The 17379-nt window shown below is 69.3% G+C and carries 14 protein-coding genes and 1 pseudogene; 9 read left to right on the forward strand and 6 right to left on the reverse strand.

From position 1 onward, the window contains the following. Positions 1 to 16: 16 nt before the first annotated feature. Positions 17 to 769 carry an SDR family NAD(P)-dependent oxidoreductase gene (locus tag C3481_RS09905; RefSeq protein WP_064955813.1) on the reverse strand — a complete coding sequence of 251 codons (753 nt, stop codon included), beginning with the start codon at positions 767 to 769 and terminating at the stop codon, positions 17 to 19. Then, complete coding sequence (locus tag C3481_RS09910) at positions 766 to 2322, reverse strand: cryptochrome/photolyase family protein (protein WP_219817650.1); 1557 nt, start codon at positions 2320 to 2322, stop codon at positions 766 to 768. Before C3481_RS09910 ends, C3481_RS09905 begins: the two co-directional genes overlap by 4 nt. Positions 2323 to 2493: 171 nt before the next feature. Here C3481_RS09910 and C3481_RS09915 point away from each other — a divergent pair, with 171 nt between their 5' ends. Further along, a complete protein-coding gene (locus tag C3481_RS09915) occupies positions 2494 to 3033 on the forward strand; it encodes a hypothetical protein (protein ID WP_103841899.1) in 540 nt (179 codons plus the stop codon). A gap of 64 nt (positions 3034 to 3097) precedes the next feature. On the opposite strand, the gene C3481_RS09920 is transcribed toward C3481_RS09915, so the two are convergent. Further along, positions 3098 to 4054: a RimK family alpha-L-glutamate ligase gene (locus C3481_RS09920; RefSeq protein WP_023953568.1), complete on the reverse strand. Its 957-nt coding sequence runs from the start codon at positions 4052 to 4054 to the stop codon at positions 3098 to 3100. 140 nt (positions 4055 to 4194) lie between these two features. Between C3481_RS09920 and C3481_RS09925 the strand changes: the two genes are divergently transcribed. Then, positions 4195 to 5223, forward strand: coding sequence for an LLM class flavin-dependent oxidoreductase (locus tag C3481_RS09925; RefSeq protein WP_023953569.1), 1029 nt, complete (start codon positions 4195 to 4197; stop codon positions 5221 to 5223). Positions 5224 to 5232: 9 nt separating this feature from the next. On the opposite strand, the gene C3481_RS09930 is transcribed toward C3481_RS09925, so the two are convergent. Continuing rightward, positions 5233 to 5895, reverse strand: a complete 663-nt coding sequence (locus C3481_RS09930) for a peroxiredoxin-like family protein (RefSeq protein WP_103841900.1) — start codon at positions 5893 to 5895, stop codon at positions 5233 to 5235. Positions 5896 to 6076: 181 nt separating this feature from the next. After that, on the reverse strand, positions 6077 to 9295 hold the full coding sequence (locus C3481_RS09935; protein WP_103841902.1) for a chitobiase/beta-hexosaminidase C-terminal domain-containing protein: 3219 nt from the start codon (positions 9293 to 9295) through the stop codon (positions 6077 to 6079). Positions 9296 to 9549: 254 nt separating this feature from the next. Here C3481_RS09935 and C3481_RS09940 point away from each other — a divergent pair, with 254 nt between their 5' ends. From C3481_RS09940 to C3481_RS09970, 7 genes are read left to right on the forward strand one after another with little or no spacing between them, the layout of a single operon-like run. Further along, the gene (locus tag C3481_RS09940) at positions 9550 to 11220 is read left to right on the forward strand and encodes an ABC transporter substrate-binding protein (protein ID WP_137750868.1); all 1671 of its coding nucleotides are present in this window, start codon (positions 9550 to 9552) and stop codon (positions 11218 to 11220) included. Between the two features lie 42 nt (positions 11221 to 11262). Then, positions 11263 to 12252 carry an ABC transporter permease gene (locus C3481_RS09945; protein ID WP_023953573.1) on the forward strand — a complete coding sequence of 330 codons (990 nt, stop codon included), beginning with the start codon at positions 11263 to 11265 and terminating at the stop codon, positions 12250 to 12252. Between the two features lie 3 nt (positions 12253 to 12255). Further along, positions 12256 to 13164 (forward strand): ABC transporter permease, encoded by a 909-nt coding sequence (locus C3481_RS09950; RefSeq protein ID WP_023953574.1) that lies wholly within the window; start codon positions 12256 to 12258, stop codon positions 13162 to 13164. After that, positions 13161 to 14012, forward strand: a complete 852-nt coding sequence (locus C3481_RS09955; protein WP_023953575.1) for an ABC transporter ATP-binding protein — start codon at positions 13161 to 13163, stop codon at positions 14010 to 14012. Before C3481_RS09950 ends, C3481_RS09955 begins: the two co-directional genes overlap by 4 nt. After that, complete coding sequence (locus C3481_RS09960; protein WP_023953576.1) at positions 14009 to 14797, forward strand: ABC transporter ATP-binding protein; 789 nt, start codon at positions 14009 to 14011, stop codon at positions 14795 to 14797. The genes C3481_RS09955 and C3481_RS09960 overlap by 4 nt, the downstream gene beginning before the upstream one ends. Further along, on the forward strand, positions 14794 to 16086 hold the full coding sequence (locus tag C3481_RS09965) for a hypothetical protein (RefSeq protein WP_103841909.1): 1293 nt from the start codon (positions 14794 to 14796) through the stop codon (positions 16084 to 16086). Before C3481_RS09960 ends, C3481_RS09965 begins: the two co-directional genes overlap by 4 nt. Beyond that, a complete protein-coding gene (locus C3481_RS09970; protein WP_023953578.1) occupies positions 16070 to 17257 on the forward strand; it encodes an ROK family transcriptional regulator in 1188 nt (395 codons plus the stop codon). The genes C3481_RS09965 and C3481_RS09970 overlap by 17 nt, the downstream gene beginning before the upstream one ends. Here C3481_RS09970 and C3481_RS09975 read toward each other — a convergent pair. Beyond that, a pseudogene (locus C3481_RS09975) lies at positions 17248 to 17379 on the reverse strand (keto-deoxy-phosphogluconate aldolase); the annotation flags it as partial. The gene C3481_RS09970 and the pseudogene C3481_RS09975 sit on opposite strands and share 10 nt — an antisense overlap.

Here is a 17379-nt window from a genome sequence, read left to right on the forward strand (position 1 = left end):
TATCGACACCGGACGGCTACTTCACCGATGGCCGGATGGTCGTGAATCCGCCGTCGACCGGGATCACCTGGCCGGTGATGCGGGAGGCGTCGGGGGAGAGCAGCCAGTCCATGACCACGGCGACCTCGTCGGCGGACTGCACACCGCCGAGCGGATACTGCTTCTCGGCACTCTCGCGCAGCATGGGTGCGGCGAGCATGCCCGCGGTCAGAGGTGTGTCGGTCATGCCGGGAGCGACGGCGTTCACCCGGATGCCGCGCGCGGCGTAGGTCGCGGCGGCGCTGCGCACGAGAGCCTCGACACCGCCCTTCGCCGCGGCGATCACCTCGTGGTTCGCGACGCCGATACGGGCGACGACCGAGCTCGCGAAGACCGCGGCGCCCGGCGCCTTGCCCGTCGCGTCGAGCCAGGCGTGCAGGATCCAGAGGCTGCTCTCGAGATTGACGCGCAGCACGTCGCGAGCCTCGTCGGTCTTCGTGCGGTGCAGTGGCGTGATGAGCGTGCTGCCCACCGCGTGAGCGAGCAGCGCGGGCGGGCCGCCGAGCGCGGTGCGGCACTCCGCGAACGCGGTCGCTGCGCCGTCGGGCGTCGTGACGTCGGTTTCGATGTGCGCGTCGGCGTCGACGTCCGCGAGCGATGCGGCGTCCCGGCCGACGGCGGCGACACGCACGCCGCGAGCGCGCAGGCGTGCGACGAGCGCTCGGCCCACCCCGCCCCGGGCGCCGGTGACGAGCGCGATGTCGTTCTGTGCGGCGTTGCCGTCGGTCATCGGGCTCCTTCCGGTGCGGTCACGTCGCCGCGCCGGATGGCGTCGGCGCGGCCCCGGATCGCGGCGATCTCGTCATCGTCGAGGCGGTCGAGGTTCTTCACCTGCAGCGCCATGCGGTGGTTCTCGGCGAGGGGCTGCTCGTGCCGGATGAGGTAGTCCCAGTACAGGGTCGTGAAGGGGCAAGCGTCCTCGCCGACCCGCTTCGCCGGGTCGAACGGGCACGTCTTGCAGTACGGGCTCATCCGGTCGATGTACTTGCCCGTCGCTGCGTAGGGCTTGCTTCCCATGAGCCCGCCGTCGGCGTACTGACTCATGCCGAGGGTGTTCGGCAGCTCGGCCCACTCGACCGCGTCGACGTACACGGCGAGGTACCAGGCGTGCACCTCGCGCGGGTCGACGCCGAGCAGCATCGCGTAGAGACCCGTGACCATGAGGCGCTGGATGTGGTGCGCGTACCCGTTCTCGAGCGTCGTGCCGACGGCATCCTTCAGGCATGCCATCGGGGTGTCGCCCGTCCAGTACCAGTCGGGCAGCGGCTCGAACGCCTCGAAAGCGTTCCGCTGGACGTAGCCGGGCATCTGCGTCCAGTAGATCCCGCGCACGTACTCGCGCCAGCCGAGGATCTGCCGGATGAATCCCTCGACTGCCGACAGGGGCGCGCGCTTCGAGCGGTACGCCTCCTCGGCGGCGGCCACGACCTCACGCGGATGCAGCAGCTTGAGGTTCATCGACGACGACAGGTGCGCGTGCCACAGCCAGGGTTCGCCCGGCCACATCGCATCCTGAGCGTCGCCGAAGCCGGGCAGTCGTTCGTCGATGAAGAGGTCGAGCGCCTCGAGCGCTTGCGCACGGGTGACCGGCCAGGCGAACGAGTCGAGCGAACCGGGGTGCTCGCCGAACTCCTTCTCGACAAGCTCGATCACCTCACGCGTGATCTCATCGGGCGGAAAGGTCGCCCGTGGCGGGACGAGCCCGGGTCCCTGCTTGGGGAACGGCTTGCGGTTGTCGGCGTCGTAGTTCCACTGGCCGCCGACGGGCTGTCCTCGGGGGGTCATGAGGATGCTGTGCCGCTTGCGCATCTCACGGTAGAAGTACTCCATTCGAAGCGACGCCCGGCCTTCGGCGTGCGCGGCGAACTCGGCGACGGTCGAGAAGAAGTGCCGGTCGACGCGGATGTCGAGAGGGATGCCGGCGGCATCCGCGGTCTGCTGCAGCGCTTCGCGCACGCGCCACTCGCCGGGCTCGGTCATCACGAGCGCCTCGGGCTTCAGCTTCTCCAGGTCGGCGGCGAGCTGGTCGGCGAGAGTGCCCTTGTTCCCCCGCGCATCGAGCTCCGTGTAATGCAGGGTGTGTCCGGCGTCGCGCTGATCGGCGGCGAAGTGGCGCATCGCCGCGAGGAACACCGCGGTGCGCGGCTTCGAGCTCCAGACGTGGGTGGACTCTTCGGCGACCTCGGCCATCCAGACGGCATCCTGCGCCGGGTCGAACTCGTCGAAGGCGCTCGCGTCGGGGTCGAGCTGGTCGCCCAGGACGATCACGAGGTTTCGGAGCACGGTGTCAGCGTAGGAACGGCCCCGGGTGCGTCCTATCGCTTGTGCGTGAGCCCGGGCTGCGCTAGTCGCGTGCGTCGACGCGACGCCGAAGCCGTGAGTATCCATCCGTCCGTCGTATGGATGGCGTGAGGGGACATCGCCGGGAGGGTGCGTCGAGCGTAGACCTGAGCCATGACTCTCACCTCCATCCTCCCGACCCTGCGTCGCAGCATCCCGTCGCCCCACTCGCGGGATGTGTGGCCAGCGCGCACCGTCGTCACGTGTGACGACATCGTCGTCGGCGGTATCTCCGTGAACCGCTTCGTCGAGCTCTGCGGGCTGCCGGCGGTCATGACGGCACCGGCGGTCATTCCGGTGTCGGGCGGGATGTCGTCATCGACAGCCACGACGACCGTGCTGCTTCTGCGCGTGATGGCGGCTGGAGGCGTCGACGGCGGGACGGCGCTCGCCGTCGACGCCGACCTCGTTGCGGCGGCGTTCGCGGTGTGGAGCGAGGCCCGGCTGCTTGCCCGCGTCTCGAGCGCCCACGATCACCGGTTCGCCGTCTGCGGGGCCGACGGCGAACGGCTGCCGGGGGTCGCGGTCGTCCTGCCCGCCGATACGGGCTGCGGTGATGTCATCGCCGTGCCCTGTCCTGGTGCCCTGTCGGTCGGCGACGTGCGCCCCCATCCGACTCTCGCAAAGGGTCTGAACGCCGGGGGCGTGGAGTGATGGTCTACGCGACCGTCTTGTGGGCGAGCCGATGCGCGCGCTACGACGCGATGATCGCGGCGGCTCAGGCCGCGGAGGAGGACGACGAGAGCAGTCCGCCGAGGAACCGGGCGATCTCACCGGGTCCGGACGCGTGAGCCGAGGCCTCGACGTCGGGGTTGTAGTTCGTGTTCGTGTTGAGGTCGTAGGTGACGAGTCGCCCGTCGATCGTCTCGACGAACTCGATCCCGGCGATGCGGATGTCGACGGTGCGCAGGAAGTCGCGGTGCTGCACGACCAGGGGATGATCGGCGGTGATCTCGTCGCGCAGCGCGAAGGGCGGATAGGCGGGGGTGGCACCCGTGCCCGCCGCGGGGTCGACGACGCACGCATCGGCGGGGCAGAGCTCGAAGCTGCCCGCGCTCGTGTCGACGCGGACGGCGTAGACGAACTCGCCGCCGACGTATTCGGCGCGCGTGACGAACGGTTCGCGTGCGAACAGGAACTCCTGGATGAGCGTGATGCCATCGGGGGATGCCTCGAAGTCGGGCCCGTCGACCCAGGCGTCGAACTCGTCGTGGGAGTCCCAGCGGCGGACGCCGAGACCCTTGCCGCCCTGGTTGTGCTTGCTGATGAACGGCACCGGGAACTCGCGTGCGCGCTCCTTCAGGTCACCGGTGCCGAAGACGGCGACGGTGTGCGGGACATCGATGCCGCTCGCCCGCAGGGCGGCGTGCTGGGCGACCTTGCTGACCTCGAACTCGAGGACGTGGCTGCCGCCGATCACCGTGCGGCCCCACGACTCGAGCCACCGCAGTACCGCCCGGCCGTACTCCTTCGACTGCGCGTGGTCGCGCGTGTGCGCCGATGCCGACAGGCGCGACCAGAAGACCCCCTGCGGCGGCTCGGCCGACAGATCGATGGATCCGTCGGTGAGCAGCCACTGCTCGGCGGGCACGTTCTCGGCGGCGAACGCGGCGGCGAAGGGCGCCCACCACTCGGGGTTCTCGTGGATCACGTACACCTGCGGAGAAGTCGACATCCCGTCAGGCTAAGCCGATCGAGCCGGGTCGCGGGCCGCGTGACGGAGCATGACGCGACGCGGACTCCCGCGCGTCCCGACGTCACCGCGCGTGTGAGGATCGACGGGACCGACGGATGTTCCGCCGGAGAGGGAGCACCATGAGGTTCGGATACTGGACCCCCACTTACGGCGGCTGGCTGCGCAACGTCGCCGACGAGCACACGCCCGCGACTTTCGAGCACATCGCGCGCATCGCCCGGGCCGCGGAGGACGGCGGCTTCGACGTGACCCTCGTCCCCGAGCTGAACCTCAACGACATCAAGGGGCATAACGGCCCCGCCCTCGACGCCTGGGCCATCGCCACCGCGACCGCAGCCGTGACCTCGCGCCTGGAGATCATGGCCGCATTGCGGCCGAGCTACCACCCCGTCGCGCTCGCCGCGAAGCAGGCCGCCACGATCCAGGAGATCGCGCAGGGCCGCTTCACGCTCAACGTCGTCTCGGCGTGGTGGGCCGAGGAGGCGCGGCAGTACGGCATCTCGTTCGCCGACCACGACGACCGCTACGCGCTGACGACCGAGTACGTCGAGGTGCTGCACGGGCTGTGGTCGCAGACGCCGTACAGCCACGAGGGGCGTCACTTCTCGCTCGAGGGCACCCACCTCGAACCCAAGCCTGTGACGGCGCCGCTGATCTACGCGGGCGGTGAGAGCGAGGCGGGCCGGGCGGCGATCGCGGGCTTCGCCGACGCCTACGTCACGCACGGCGGCACGGTTGACGAGCTCCGGACGAAGATCGCCGACATGCGGGCGCGCCGCGAGCGCGTCGGCAAGCCCGCCTTCCGGCACTTCGGCATGGCGGCGTTCGCGATCGTCCGCGACACCGAGGAGGAGGCGCAGGCCGAGCTCGCGCGTATCACCGACGTGCGCTCGGGCGCGGCCTACGAGTCGTACCAGGACTTCGTGACCAAGTCGCAGCTCGACGTCGAGATCAGCCTGCGGGAGTACTCGGTGTCGAACCGCGGCCTGCGCCCAGAGCTCATCGGAACGCCGCAGCAGGTCGCCGACCGCATCCGGGAGTTCCAGGACGTCGGCGTCGACACCCTGCTGCTGCAGTTCTCGCCCGCGCTCGACGAGCTGGAGCGCTTCGCCGAGCAGGTTATCCCGCTCGTCAACGGGCGCGGATAGTCCCGGGCCTCAGCGCGCGTCGACGGCGGCGAGGATGTCGGCAGTCTCCGTGCGCGTCGTGTAGTCGATGTGAATGTCGACGAAGCGCACGACACGGTCGGCGCCGATGACGATCACCGTGGGATACGGGATCGCCGGGGTGTCGTCGGCGTTGCTGTCCTTGACGGCGAAGCCCAGGGCGGTGTGGGCGTCCTGAGCCTCGGCGCTGGGCGCGGTGACGATGCCGAGGGCGCCCGCGAACGCGTTGGCCGGGTCGGACACGACCGTGAAGCCGAGCTCCCCGTTGGTGACGGCGGCGGCCGAGCCGTCGGGTGTCTGTGGGCTGATCGCGATGAGCGAGACGCCGCGCTCGGCGAGTCCGGGGGCCAGCGTCTTGTCGTAGTGCCGGAGCGTGATGTTGCAGTACGGGCACCATGCGCCGCGGTAGAAGACGAGCACGGCGGGCCGGCCCGCGAGCAGCCCGTCGAGTCCGATCGGCGATCCGGACGTGGCGACGAGCTCGGCGGACGGCAGGACGTCGCCGACGGACACGGCGTTCTCCGGCCCTCCGGCGGCGCGCAGGTCGGCCTGCTCGCCGGCGAAGACGGCGCTGAGCTCGGGACCGATCGTCTCGGTGAAACCGACGTTGAACTCGGCGATCTGCGTACCGATGGTGGCGGGGGTGGTCGACATGATGCTCCTCGGATGGCGGGGCCCTGCGGTGGGTAGCGCGAGCATAGGTCGCGCATCGCGGCACCGATGGCGGACCCGTAACGGGGCGACATCCCGCGGCATCCCCCACGATGCGCCCACTCGACACCGCACGAGGCGGGTCCGGACGAAACCGGACCCGCCTCGTGGACGACGACCCGGCTCACCTCAGAGTGAACTCGACCGTCGTGGTGTTGCCGGCGACGTCGTGCACGACGAGCGTGTTCGCCCCCGACACGGCACCGAAGACCCCGGGCTTCACGAAGTTGACGTCCGACCACGCGTTGTTCGTCAGATCCTTCGTCACGCCGTTCAGCACGGCCTTGTCGATCTTGCCCGCGTCGTGCAGCTTGAAGCTCACCAGCGAGTAGTCGTCGCCGTCGCGGGCCGTGAACGACGCCCCGTCCTTCACCGTGACGGTCGGCGCGGTGGCGTCGATCGTCACGTCGAACGTCTTCGTCTGCGCGACATTGCCGGCCAGATCGTGCGCGTTGTAACGGACCGTGTAGGTGCCGTCGGGCAGCGTCACCGAAGCCGCGTGCGTCGCGGCTGCGGCGCCGTCCACGGCGGTCTGCGTGCTCTTGACGAGCGTGCCGTCACGGTAGACATTGGCCACGATGCGCGCGAGCCCGCGGTCGTCGGTCGCGTCGACCTTCAGCTCGAGCGACCGATGCGGACCGGCCGTCGTCGGAGCGGTGAGTGTCACCACCGGCTTGACCGTGTCGGGCTCGGGGTCCGGCGTCCCCGCCGCGATCACCTGGACGTCATCGACGAAACCGGTGTTGTCGCCCTCGGTCGTCGTCGCGACGAACGAGATCGTGTGCTCGCCCTCCGCGACGGTGAACGGTTCGGTCTCGTACGCGGTGTACTTCCCATCGCGCGTCGGCACGAAGTGTCCGAGCTTCTGGTCGTCCACGAGAACATCGAACTCCTGCTGGCCGCCGAAGCCGACGCGGTTGGCCGCCGCGAAGGTGATCGCGAACGTGCCGGCTGGGAAGCGCACGGTCTGGTCGATGCGGCTCGCGAGCCCCGAGTCGCTCTTCAGGTACGCCGTGCGCTCTCCTTGCGGGGCAGGGAAAGCGGGCTGGAACACGCTGTTGTTGTGCTGGATGCCGGCGCGCGCGCTGAAGGTCCATCCGTTGACCATCGGTCCGTTCGACGTCCCGCCGGTGGCGGGCCGCTCGAAGCCGGCGTTATAGATGGTGACGATCGGCTGCTCCTCGGGAACGTCGGGGTTGACGAAGCACCGGTTGTCACCGCCCGGGTTCGGGTCGCCGCCGAAGCTCGCCGCGGTGCAGTCGACGCCGCCGGTGAAGGTGCCGTAGCGGAACAGGCCATCCGAGCCGAATGCGACACTCGCCTCGCCCTCGAAGGCGCATACGCCGCGGTCCTGGTACTGGCAGAAGGCGTACCCGTCGGGTGCGTTCTGCACGTCGCGCACCTTGTAGAGACGCGAGGTCACCCCCGAGTCCTCGAGCCCATCGCCGACGGCGATCGCGCGAAGGTACGTGGTCTTGAGCGGCGCGAGCACGATCTGCCCCGTGTAGAGCGTCGAATCCGCCGTCGGAACGCTGCCGTCCGTCGTGTACCGGATCTCGGCGTCGGGCGTCCCGGTCGTGATGCTCACTGCCTCGACCGACTCGTACAGCCCGGGCTCGAGGCTGAACACCGGGGCGTCAGCGACCCCCGGTTCGGACGCCGGTGTCACGAGCACCTGAGCGACGCCGTACACGCCGTCGTCGAGAGTCGCGCGGATCGCGACGGTGCGCTCGGCCGTGACATCCGGTGCCGTGAAGACGCCGTCCGCGTCGACCGCGCCGTTGTCGTCGCCGACGACGGACCAGGTCAGGTCGCCCGAGCCGTCGATGACGCGCGCGTCGAGGTCGAGCTGCTCGCCACCGGCGACGGTCGATTCGACCGGGTCGACGGCCACCTGGGTCGCCGCAGGCGAAGTCGTGTAGATGGCGAAGGTGTTCTCGTCGCCGATCGCGTCGTCGGTGAACGCGTTGCTCGTGGGCGTCAGCGTTCCCGACGAAGCGGGCAGCAGGGCGTTCTTCTCCCGCTCGACGATCGAGTCGGAGTACGCCAGGCGCGTGAACGACTCGGTGACGTCGCCTCCGGTGAATTCCACGCGTACGTCCTTCGGCGAACCCGACTGGGTCTCGACGAGAACGGTGAGCTCGCCGTCGCGATCCCGGAACGCGGTGGCGCGGACGTCGTCGTGCGAGGTCTCGGTGCCCAGCACGGTGCTGTGCTCGGGGATGTACCGCATGAGCAGGCCGGCCTCGTAGAACGCGGCTGTCGGCTCGAGACCGAGGACGAGCGAGTCCCACAGGTTGTAGGAGCCGTTCGTGTCACCGGCCGGGTCGTGGGTCATGACGCCGTTGAGCTGCCACACGAGGTTCGAGTGGACGCCGTTGTTGGCGCTGCCGATGATGTAGTTGGCGTAGCCGGTCTCCCAGACGCTCGTGCCGGGGTTGGTCCACCCCATCTCGGAGAGGTTCAACGGCGCGTCGCCGATCGTCGACCGTCGCTGGTCGATCGCGTCGCCGAGGAACTCGTACGACTCGCCGTAGAGGTGGAACGAGTACTGGTCGAAGACGTCGCCCGCGTTCTCGGCCATGTACTGGGTCCAGTCGGGCGCGTTGACCTCCTCCGGACCCCAGATCTGCACCTCGTCGCGCAGGCCGTCCGCGATCAGCTGGTCATGGACCTTGCGCGCCATCTCGGCGTAGTACGCCTTCTGGTCGGCGGGGCCCTCGAAGTCCCAGCTGCCGTTGGGTTCGTTGTAGAAGGTCAGGAAGTCGATGTTGTCGTAGCCGCGCGCGTTGATCAGCTCGTCGAGCAGCGCCGATGCGGAGCGGCCGTAGGCGTCGAGGTCGCCGGGGGCGCTCTCGTAGGGCTTGGTCACACCGGGGTAGAGGAACCAGTCGTGGACGCGCTCGCCGACCTTCCAGCCGAAGTTCAGGAGGACCTCGGTTCCTGCCTGCTCGAACGCGTCGAGGTACCGGTAGAAGGCCCGCATCTCGGGGCTGTCGAAGTCGTACTGGCCCTTCTCCAGCTCCATCCAGTCGATCTGGAACCAGACACGAGCGACCTTCGGCTGCAGCGTCAGGATGCGTTCAACGTCGACCTCCCAGTCAGCGTCGTCGTAACCGAGGCGCGTGGTGCCCTCGAGCAGGCTCCACGGGATGACGTTCACGCCGATGCCGAGGTAGTCCTCCTGCACGGTCTCATCGAGTGCGACGGTGACCGTCCGCTGCTCTGCGGGCGCGGTGTCGTCGGCGGTAGCGGGAGAGACGGGTCCGAGCGCGCCGACGGACACGGAGCCGGCTATCACGGTGGCGGCCGCTGCGACCGCAGCGCCGATTCGTCGTTTCACGGGGGGATCTCCTATCTGCGTCGATGGAGCGCAGTCGCGCGCGGGTTCGGGACCGTCGATGGCGACACCAGGTAGTGCGACTACGAACATCTGATGTCGAGCACCGTATATCAGTGCCGTTCGGGGCCACAAGAGCCGATTGTCCGACATTCTTTGTAGTCGGGCTACCGATCCAATCTAATTTCAGGTACTTTACTTTTCGCCGGACCACCCGGCCCCGAGCCCGCACATCGACGTGTCGGAAAGGAACGACGATGATCCTCCGTACCCCCTGGTCCCGTGCCGCGACGCCCCTCGCCGCGGGAGCCGTCGCGCTGCTGCTCGTCAGCGGCTGCGCTCCGCAGAGCGGCGACGACCGCGGCATCTCGATCTCGACCGGCGCGATCGGCGACATCACGAAGAACTTCAACCCGTTCTCGCCGAACGTGCTCCAGCCGACGCTCGGGGCCATCTACGAGCCGCTGTTCTTCTACAACAACCTCGCCGTGGGTGAGCCGAAGCCGATGCTCGGCACCGAGTACTCGTGGAACGACGAGGCGACCGAGCTGACGATCCAGGTGCGCGACGGGGTGACCTGGTCGGATGGCGAGGCCCTGACCGCGGAGGACGTCGCGTTCACCTTCGACCTCATCGCCGACACCCCCGAGATCAACACCATCGGATACACCGGCTCGGCCGAGGCGGTCGACGACGACACCGTCGTCGTCACATTCGACGAGCCGTCGCTGCCGATCGGCCCGGAGCTCATCGGCCGCACGGCGATCGTGCCCGAACACCTCTGGTCGACGTTCGACGACGTCGCCAACTTCGTCAACGAGGAACCCGTCGGCACCGGTCCCTTCACGCTCTCGACCTTCACGCCCCAGAGCTACGTCCTGCAGAAGAACACCTCGTACTGGCAGGAGGGCAAGCCCGCGCTCGAGACCCTGCGCTACGTCTCCTTCGCGAGCGGCGACGCGGCCACCACCGCGATGGTCAACGGCCAGCTCGACTGGAACACCGGCCTGGTGCCCGACTTCGCCGACGAGGTCGAGTCGCACCCGACGCTCAACCAGATCAACACGCCCATCAACCAGACCGCGTGGATCGCGTGCGCCGATGCCTCGCTGGGATGTTCCGGGCCTCAGACGGATCCCGCCGTCCGACTCGCCATCAGCCTCGGTCTCGACCGCCAGGAGATCATCGACATCGCCTTCGAGGGCCTCGGCGGCGCGGTCTCGCCGGCCATGCTGCTGCCCGAGCGCGACGCCGAGTATATCGCGCCGGACCTCGGCGACACGACCTCCCCGTCCGCCGACCCCGCAGCCGCCGCGGCCGTGCTCCAGGAGGCCGGATGGGCTCCGGGCGCCGACGGCATCTACGAGAAGAACGGCGAGCGACTGAGCGTCACCGTGCAGGTTCCGCAGGAGTGGACCTCCTACGTCACGGCCGTCGAGGTCGCCTCGCAGCAGCTCGCCGACATCGGCATCGATCTGAAGCCCGAGGCACTCCCGGGCGCACAGTGGAACGAGAACCGCTTCTCGGGCAAGTTCTCGTTCACGATGGACGGCGTCTACCAGGGGCCGTCAGCCGATCCGTACTACATCTACGCGAACTACTACACGACCGCTGCCACGGCGCCGGTGGGCGAGCAGGCTCCCACGAGCTACTCGCGCTACACCGACCCCGAGGTCGACGCCCTCGTGGACCAGGCGCGCGTCGAGGTCGACCCGGAGCGACGCCGGGAACTGTACTTCGAGATCCAGCGGATCATCGCGGCGTCGATGCCCTACATCCCCGTGCTCGTCGTGCCGACGGTCACCTACTACAACACCGACGACGCGACCGGCTGGCCGACCGAGGACGACCTGTACGCGTTCCCCGCCGCCTGGTCGATCTGGAACCTGGGCGTCGTGGCGGCGAACCTTCAGCCGGTCGGAGAGTGAGCCGGTGGGGATGAGGCGCCGAGTCGCGCGGGAGGCGCGGAGATGAAGTACTACGGAAAGAAGCTCGCGTTCTACGGCATCGCGCTGTGGGCCGCCGTGACCCTGAACTTCTTCATCCCGCGCCTGCTGCCGGGCAACCCGGTCGACATCATGCTCGCCAAGCTCGCGCAGAAGGGTCCGGTCAGCCCGGCGGCGCGGCAGAGCCTCGAGCTGCTGCTGGGAACCGGCACCGACGTGCCGGTCTGGGAGGCCTACCTCGGGTACCTCCGCAACGTGCTGACGTTCGACTTCGGGCCCTCGATCACCTACTACCCGACGCCGGTCGTCGACGTCATCTCGCAAGCGCTGCCGTGGACGATCGTGCTCGTGGGGGTGTCGACCGTGCTCTCGTTCGTGCTCGGCATCACCCTCGGCACGATCGCCGGGTGGCGCCGCGGCGGCTGGCTCGACAACCTGATCCCCATCACGACGATGCTGCAGGCGGTGCCGTACTTCTGGATGGCCATCATCCTGGTGTACCTGCTGGCGGTGATCTGGCCGATCTTCCCCGCCTTCGGCGGGTACGACATCTACAGCACGATGCCGGGCTGGTCGGCCGACTTCGTCGGCAGCGCCGTGTACTACGCCTTCCTGCCGGCCCTCACGATCGTCATCAGCTCGGTCGGCGGCTGGATGCTGGGCATGCGCAACATGATGGTCGCGACGCTGTCGGAGGACTACATCACCACGGCTGAGGCGAAGGGCCTCTCGCCGGTGCGGGTGCGGCAGCGGTACGCCGCGCGGAACGCGATCCTCCCCTCCGTCGCCGGCTTCGCCCTGTCGCTCGGTTTCGTCGTCTCGGGCTCGCTCGTCACCGAGCAGGTCTTCTCGTATCCGGGCATCGGATACGCCCTGCTGCAGTCGGTGAACAACAACGACTACGCGCTCATGCAGGGTCTGTTCCTCGTGATCACGCTGGCCGTGCTCGCCGCCAACCTCATCGTCGATCTCTTCTACGGAGTCATCGACCCCCGTACCCGGATCCGGAGGTAACGGATGTCGTCGCAATCGGTCACCGCCACCCTCGCGCAGCTGTCGCCGCGCCGCCGTCGTCGTCGCCCCGTCAGCACGAAGCTGGTGGTCGGACTGTCGATCACGGGCGCCATCGTGCTGTTCGGCCTCGTCGCCCCGCTCTTCGTCGGCGACCCGTTCCGCATCCGTCCGATCGGGATCACCCCGCCGAGCGCCGAGTTCTGGCTCGGCACGACGCAGAAGGGGCAGGACATCTTCGCGCAGCTCGCCGTGTCGACGACGAACTCGCTGCTCATCGGTGTGGTCGTCGGCGTGCTCAGCCTCGTGCTCTCGGCGTTCTTCGGCATCGTCGGCGCCTACCTGGGACGCTGGTTCGACGAGGGCTTCTCGCTCATCACGAACATCGCCCTGGTCATCCCGGGGCTGCCGCTCATCATCGTCGTGTCGAGCTACGTCGAGAGCCGCGGTCTCGGGGTCGTCGCCCTGATCCTGGCGCTCACGAGCTGGGCCGGCGGCGCGCGCGTGCTGCGCGCGGTCACCTTGAGCCTGCGCAACCGCGACTACGTCGCCGCTGCACGCGTCGCCGGCGAACGCACGTTCCGCATCATCACGGTCGAGATCCTGCCGAACCTGCTGCCCATCCTCGCGTCGTCCTTCATCTTCGGCGTCGTGTCGGCGATCCTCGCCGAGGCGGGGCTGTCGTACCTCGGCCTCGGTGTGACGGGCGACTACACGTGGGGGCGCATGCTCTACGACGCGCAGATGAACTCGGCACTGCGGGCCGGGGCATGGTGGTGGTTCGTGCCGCCGGGCCTGCTCATCGCGACGCTCGGTGCCGCGCTGTCGCTCGTCAACTTCGCCCTCGACGAGATCGTGAACCCCAAGCTGCGTCTGCCCGTCGCGGCGCGTCCCCGTCGGAAGGCCCTCTCGTGAACGACATCGTGCTGAGCATCGAGGACCTGCGCATCGACTACGCCTCGGACCCCGTCGTCCACGCCGTCGCGGGAGTGAGCTTCGAGTTGCGGCGCGGCGAGATCCTCGGCATCGCGGGCGAGTCGGGATGCGGCAAGACCACCCTCGCCTACGGCATCACGCAGCTGTTGAAGCCGCCGGCCGAGGTCGTCGGCGGGGCGGTCCGCTTCCTGGGCGGTGACCAGCCGGTGCGCGTCGACGAGCTCGAGGGCGCGGCACTGCGGGCGTTCCGCTGGGATCGCATCTCGATGGTGTTCCAGGGTGCGATGAATGCGCTCAACCCGGTGCTGCGCGTGCGCGCGCAGCTCGAGGACGTGCTGACGACGCACCGCCCGACGATGACGAAGCAGGAGCGCCGCGACCGCTGCGAGCACCTCATGCGCGTCGTGGGAGTGCCGGCCGAGCGGCTCGACGCGTACGCGCACGAGCTGTCGGGCGGGATGCGCCAGCGCGTCATGATCGCGATGGCGCTGCTGCTCGACCCGCCGGTGATGATCATGGATGAGCCGACGACCGCCCTCGACGTCGTCGTGCAGCGCGAAATCATCGCCGAGATCACCCGGCTGCGCGACGAACTGGGCTTCGCCGTCATCTTCATCACGCACGACCTGCCGCTGCTGCTCGAGATCAGCGACCGGATCGCGGTCATGCGGCGCGGCGAGATCGTCGAGCTCGCTTCGACGCGAGACATCTATCACCGGCCGCGAGACCCGTACACGCGTGAGCTGCTCGCCGCGTTCCCGAGCCTCACGGGCGAACGACTGGGGTATGCCGGCGCGGCGACCTCGACGACGGAGGAGGGCGCATGAGCGCGATCGAGGCCATCGGCCTGCGCAAGACCTACGGCACGGGGCGCGGCGCCGTCGAGGCGGTGAAAGGCGTCGACCTCTCGATCGACTACGGGCAGACCGTCGCGCTGGTGGGTGAGAGCGGCAGCGGCAAGTCGACGATCGCCAAGATGCTCCTGCTGCTCGAGCAGCCCAGCGGCGGCGAGATCCTGCTCGACGGCGAGAAGCCCCCGACGCGCGGCCGCACAGCACGCGAGTACCGCACCGCGGTGCAGATGGTGTTCCAGGATCCGTTCGCCTCGCTCAACCCGTTCCATTCGATCTATCACCACATCGCCCGTCCCCTCGTGATGTCGGGGCGTGCGCGGGGACGGGCCCAGGTGCAGCGGGCCGCCGCCGAGCTGCTCGAACGCGTGCAGCTCGATCCCGACGAGTACCTGCATCGGCGCCCGCACGAGCTGTCGGGCGGGCAGCGACAGCGGGTCGCCATCGCGCGCGCTCTCGCGCCGTCCCCGCGGGTGCTGATCGCCGATGAGCCGGTGTCGATGCTCGACGTCTCCATCCGGCTCGGCGTGCTCCGCCTGCTCGCCGACATCCAGCGCCAGGACGATCTCGCGGTGCTGTACATCACGCACGACCTCGCGACCGCGCGGCACTTCTCCGACGAGATCCTCGTGATGTATCACGGCGAGATCGTCGAGCGCGGGCCGGCCGATGACGTCATCCTGCATCCGCAGCACCCGTATACGCAGCGGCTCGCGGATGCGGCGCCCGACCCGCACCGCCGCTTCGCGGAGACCTCATGACCGGCGAGGCGCGTCGCCCACAGCGGGCGCACACGTGGGTGACTCCGAAGATCTTCGCCGACCTCGCCGATCCGCAGCCCGGAGTCGCGGCGTTCTTCGATCACTACGCCGATTGGTTCGACCGCGTCGACGAGGTCGTCGTCACCTTCTGCGCCGGTAACGGCGATCATGTGCTCGCATACCCGGGCACCGGGCACGGGGCGACGAGATTCGACTGGGGCCGCTACAACTCCTACGTCGGCACCGCCGTCTCGACGCGAGACCACAACGGCCACTGGCTGCGCGTCGCGCGGGAGGACCGGGTCATCGCGGGGAATCCGTACCACGCCGGTCCGGCGTTCGTGCTGAGCGAGCAGCCCATGGACTACGCGACGCTCGCCGCGATCTACCGATCATTCCGCGACGAGGCGCGGCGGCGCGGCATCCCGCTCGTGCTGCTCGAGTACCTCGAGCCGGGCTCGGAGTTCTGCGCGTGCGTGTGGAAGACCGAGCGGCACCCCGAGGCGGCGTCCGGATGGGTGGATGCCGGCGGCAACATCGCCCCGGGTCTCCTCGATGTCGCCGCGGTGCTCGACGCCGACACCGAGGCGTACGCGGCGTATCCGAGCGGCATCCCGGCGGGCGAGCCGGTCGAGCGGTTCGCCGCGCGCCAGATCGCGGCGTTCGTCGCCGACTTCGGGCTCGACGGCATCACGCTCGGGAATCAGTTCGGCCTCATCGGAATCTGGCATCCCGAGCACGCTGTGCAGTCGACTCCCGAACGGCGCGCGTCGGTCACGCGGTTCTTCACGCGGCTGCGCGAGCTGCTCGACGCTGGTGCGGGTGCGGGCACCGGTGCGGGTGCAGGTGCCGGCGCGCGGATCTACTGGCAGGACTCGTTCTGGCCCGTCGAGGTGGAGCAGGACGTCTGGGGCATGACCGACGAGGCGTATGCGGCGCTGAGCGGCATCGTCGTGTCGAACTTCGCCGTCCTCGCGCGCGAACACAACATCGCCGAATCGGCTCGCAGCAAGATCGCGCTGCGCGATCGCCTCGGGGGCGAGCTCGAGATCATCTACTCGCTCGACTTCGTCGACCCCTGGTACTGGTATCGGGTCTACCTCGACTCGCCGCACTTCTGGCATCGCCAGCGGGCCGTCTACGGCGAGCTGAGTGGGATGCTGGACGGCGTCATGTTCTTCGCCAACGACACGTTCGGGCACTTCGTGATGCCCGACCCGCTCGGTACGACCCTCGCCCTGCTGCCGCGACGGGCCGCCGACAGGCACGCCGATGCGTCCCGGCCCTGAGCCGGATGCCGCGCCCGCGCGGCGCCCCACCCGCGCTGTCGTGCTCGAGCTCATCCGGGTGGCGGGCCCGATCAGCCGCACCGAGCTCGCGGAGGCGACCGCGCTGACACCCGCGACCATGACCACCGTCGTCCGCGACCTCATCGCCGACGGTCTCGTCGTCGAGACCGGCGTCGGGGAGCCGACCGGCGGCAAACGGCGGACGCTCCTCGAGGCGCGGCCCGACTCGCGCTACGCGATCGGCATCGTGCTGGGGTTCGCCGCGACCTCGTACGTCGTGGTCAACGTGTGGGGCGAGCTCGTCGCCGAGCGCTCCGGGCCGGGGGCCGACCGTCTCGAGCCGGCCGAGGTCGTCCGGCGCATCGCGGACGAGGTCGACTCGATCATCGCCGAGGCGGGCATCGAGCGCGAGATCGTCGCGGGTGTGGGCATGGTCGTGCCGGGGCCGATCGACATCCTGAGTGGAGCCGCCGTGCAGCTGCCGTCATCGCTGCCCTGGTCGGACTTCAGCATTCGCGACGCGCTCGCCGAGGCTCTCGCCCTGCCGGTCGTCATGGAGAACGACGCGACCGCCGCTGCCGCGGGGGAGTACTGGTCGCGCGCGACGAACGGCCAAGGGACGTTCGCCACGATCCACATGGGCATCGGTATCGGGGCCGGCATCATGATCGCGGGCGAGCTGCTTCGCGGCATCAGCGGTAACGCGGGGGAGATCGGTCACGTGTCGATCGACCTCGACGGACCGCGCTGCCACTGCGGCAACCGCGGCTGTCTCGAGCTGTTCGCCGCACCGCCCGCGGCGGAGGAACGCTACTTCGCCGTGTCGGGCGAGCGTCGCGATTGGATCGACATCGCGGCGCGCGCGGGCGGGGGCGACGACCCCCACGCCGTCGACACGGTTGCGCAGTCGGCGGATGCGCTTGCTGTCGCGGTGACGAGCCTCGTGAACCTCCTGGACCTCGACCTCGTCGTGCTCACAGGGGCCGGGTTCGCGGGCGCCGGGCCCGTGTTCGCCGAACGGATCGGCTCGGTCCTGGACGACACCTTCTTCGCGCGCCGTTCTCACCCCGTGCGGGTCGTGGCCTCGGCCGACCCGAGCCGCTCAGCCGCCCTCGGCGGTGCCGCGATCGTGCTGCGCGAGGCGCTGGCGGGTCCGCGGGCTCAGGTCTGAGCGGCGCGCGAGAGGCGCGCGACGGCATCCCAATCGCCGGCGCGGAGCGCGTCGGCCGGCACCATCCACGAGCCGCTGACGGCGAACACGGCGGGGTCGGCGAGGTACTCCGCGGCGTTGGC

The organism is Microbacterium sp. Ru50, from assembly GCF_002920555.1.
In the GTDB taxonomy this organism is placed as follows: Bacteria; Actinomycetota; Actinomycetes; order Actinomycetales; family Microbacteriaceae; genus Microbacterium; species Microbacterium arborescens.

Coding starts and splice junctions, on each gene's coding strand:
- C3481_RS09905 (WP_064955813.1), bottom strand. CDS start 769: ATGACCGACGGCAACGCCGCACAGAACGACATCGCGCTCGTCACCGGC.
- C3481_RS09915 (WP_103841899.1), top strand. CDS start 2,494: ATGACTCTCACCTCCATCCTCCCGACCCTGCGTCGCAGCATCCCGTCG.
- C3481_RS09920 (WP_023953568.1), bottom strand. CDS start 4,054: ATGTCGACTTCTCCGCAGGTGTACGTGATCCACGAGAACCCCGAGTGG.
- C3481_RS09925 (WP_023953569.1), top strand. CDS start 4,195: ATGAGGTTCGGATACTGGACCCCCACTTACGGCGGCTGGCTGCGCAAC.
- C3481_RS09930 (WP_103841900.1), bottom strand. CDS start 5,895: ATGTCGACCACCCCCGCCACCATCGGTACGCAGATCGCCGAGTTCAAC.
- C3481_RS09940 (WP_137750868.1), top strand. CDS start 9,550: ATGATCCTCCGTACCCCCTGGTCCCGTGCCGCGACGCCCCTCGCCGCG.
- C3481_RS09945 (WP_023953573.1), top strand. CDS start 11,263: ATGAAGTACTACGGAAAGAAGCTCGCGTTCTACGGCATCGCGCTGTGG.
- C3481_RS09950 (WP_023953574.1), top strand. CDS start 12,256: ATGTCGTCGCAATCGGTCACCGCCACCCTCGCGCAGCTGTCGCCGCGC.
- C3481_RS09960 (WP_023953576.1), top strand. CDS start 14,009: ATGAGCGCGATCGAGGCCATCGGCCTGCGCAAGACCTACGGCACGGGG.
- C3481_RS09965 (WP_103841909.1), top strand. CDS start 14,794: ATGACCGGCGAGGCGCGTCGCCCACAGCGGGCGCACACGTGGGTGACT.
- C3481_RS09970 (WP_023953578.1), top strand. CDS start 16,070: ATGCGTCCCGGCCCTGAGCCGGATGCCGCGCCCGCGCGGCGCCCCACC.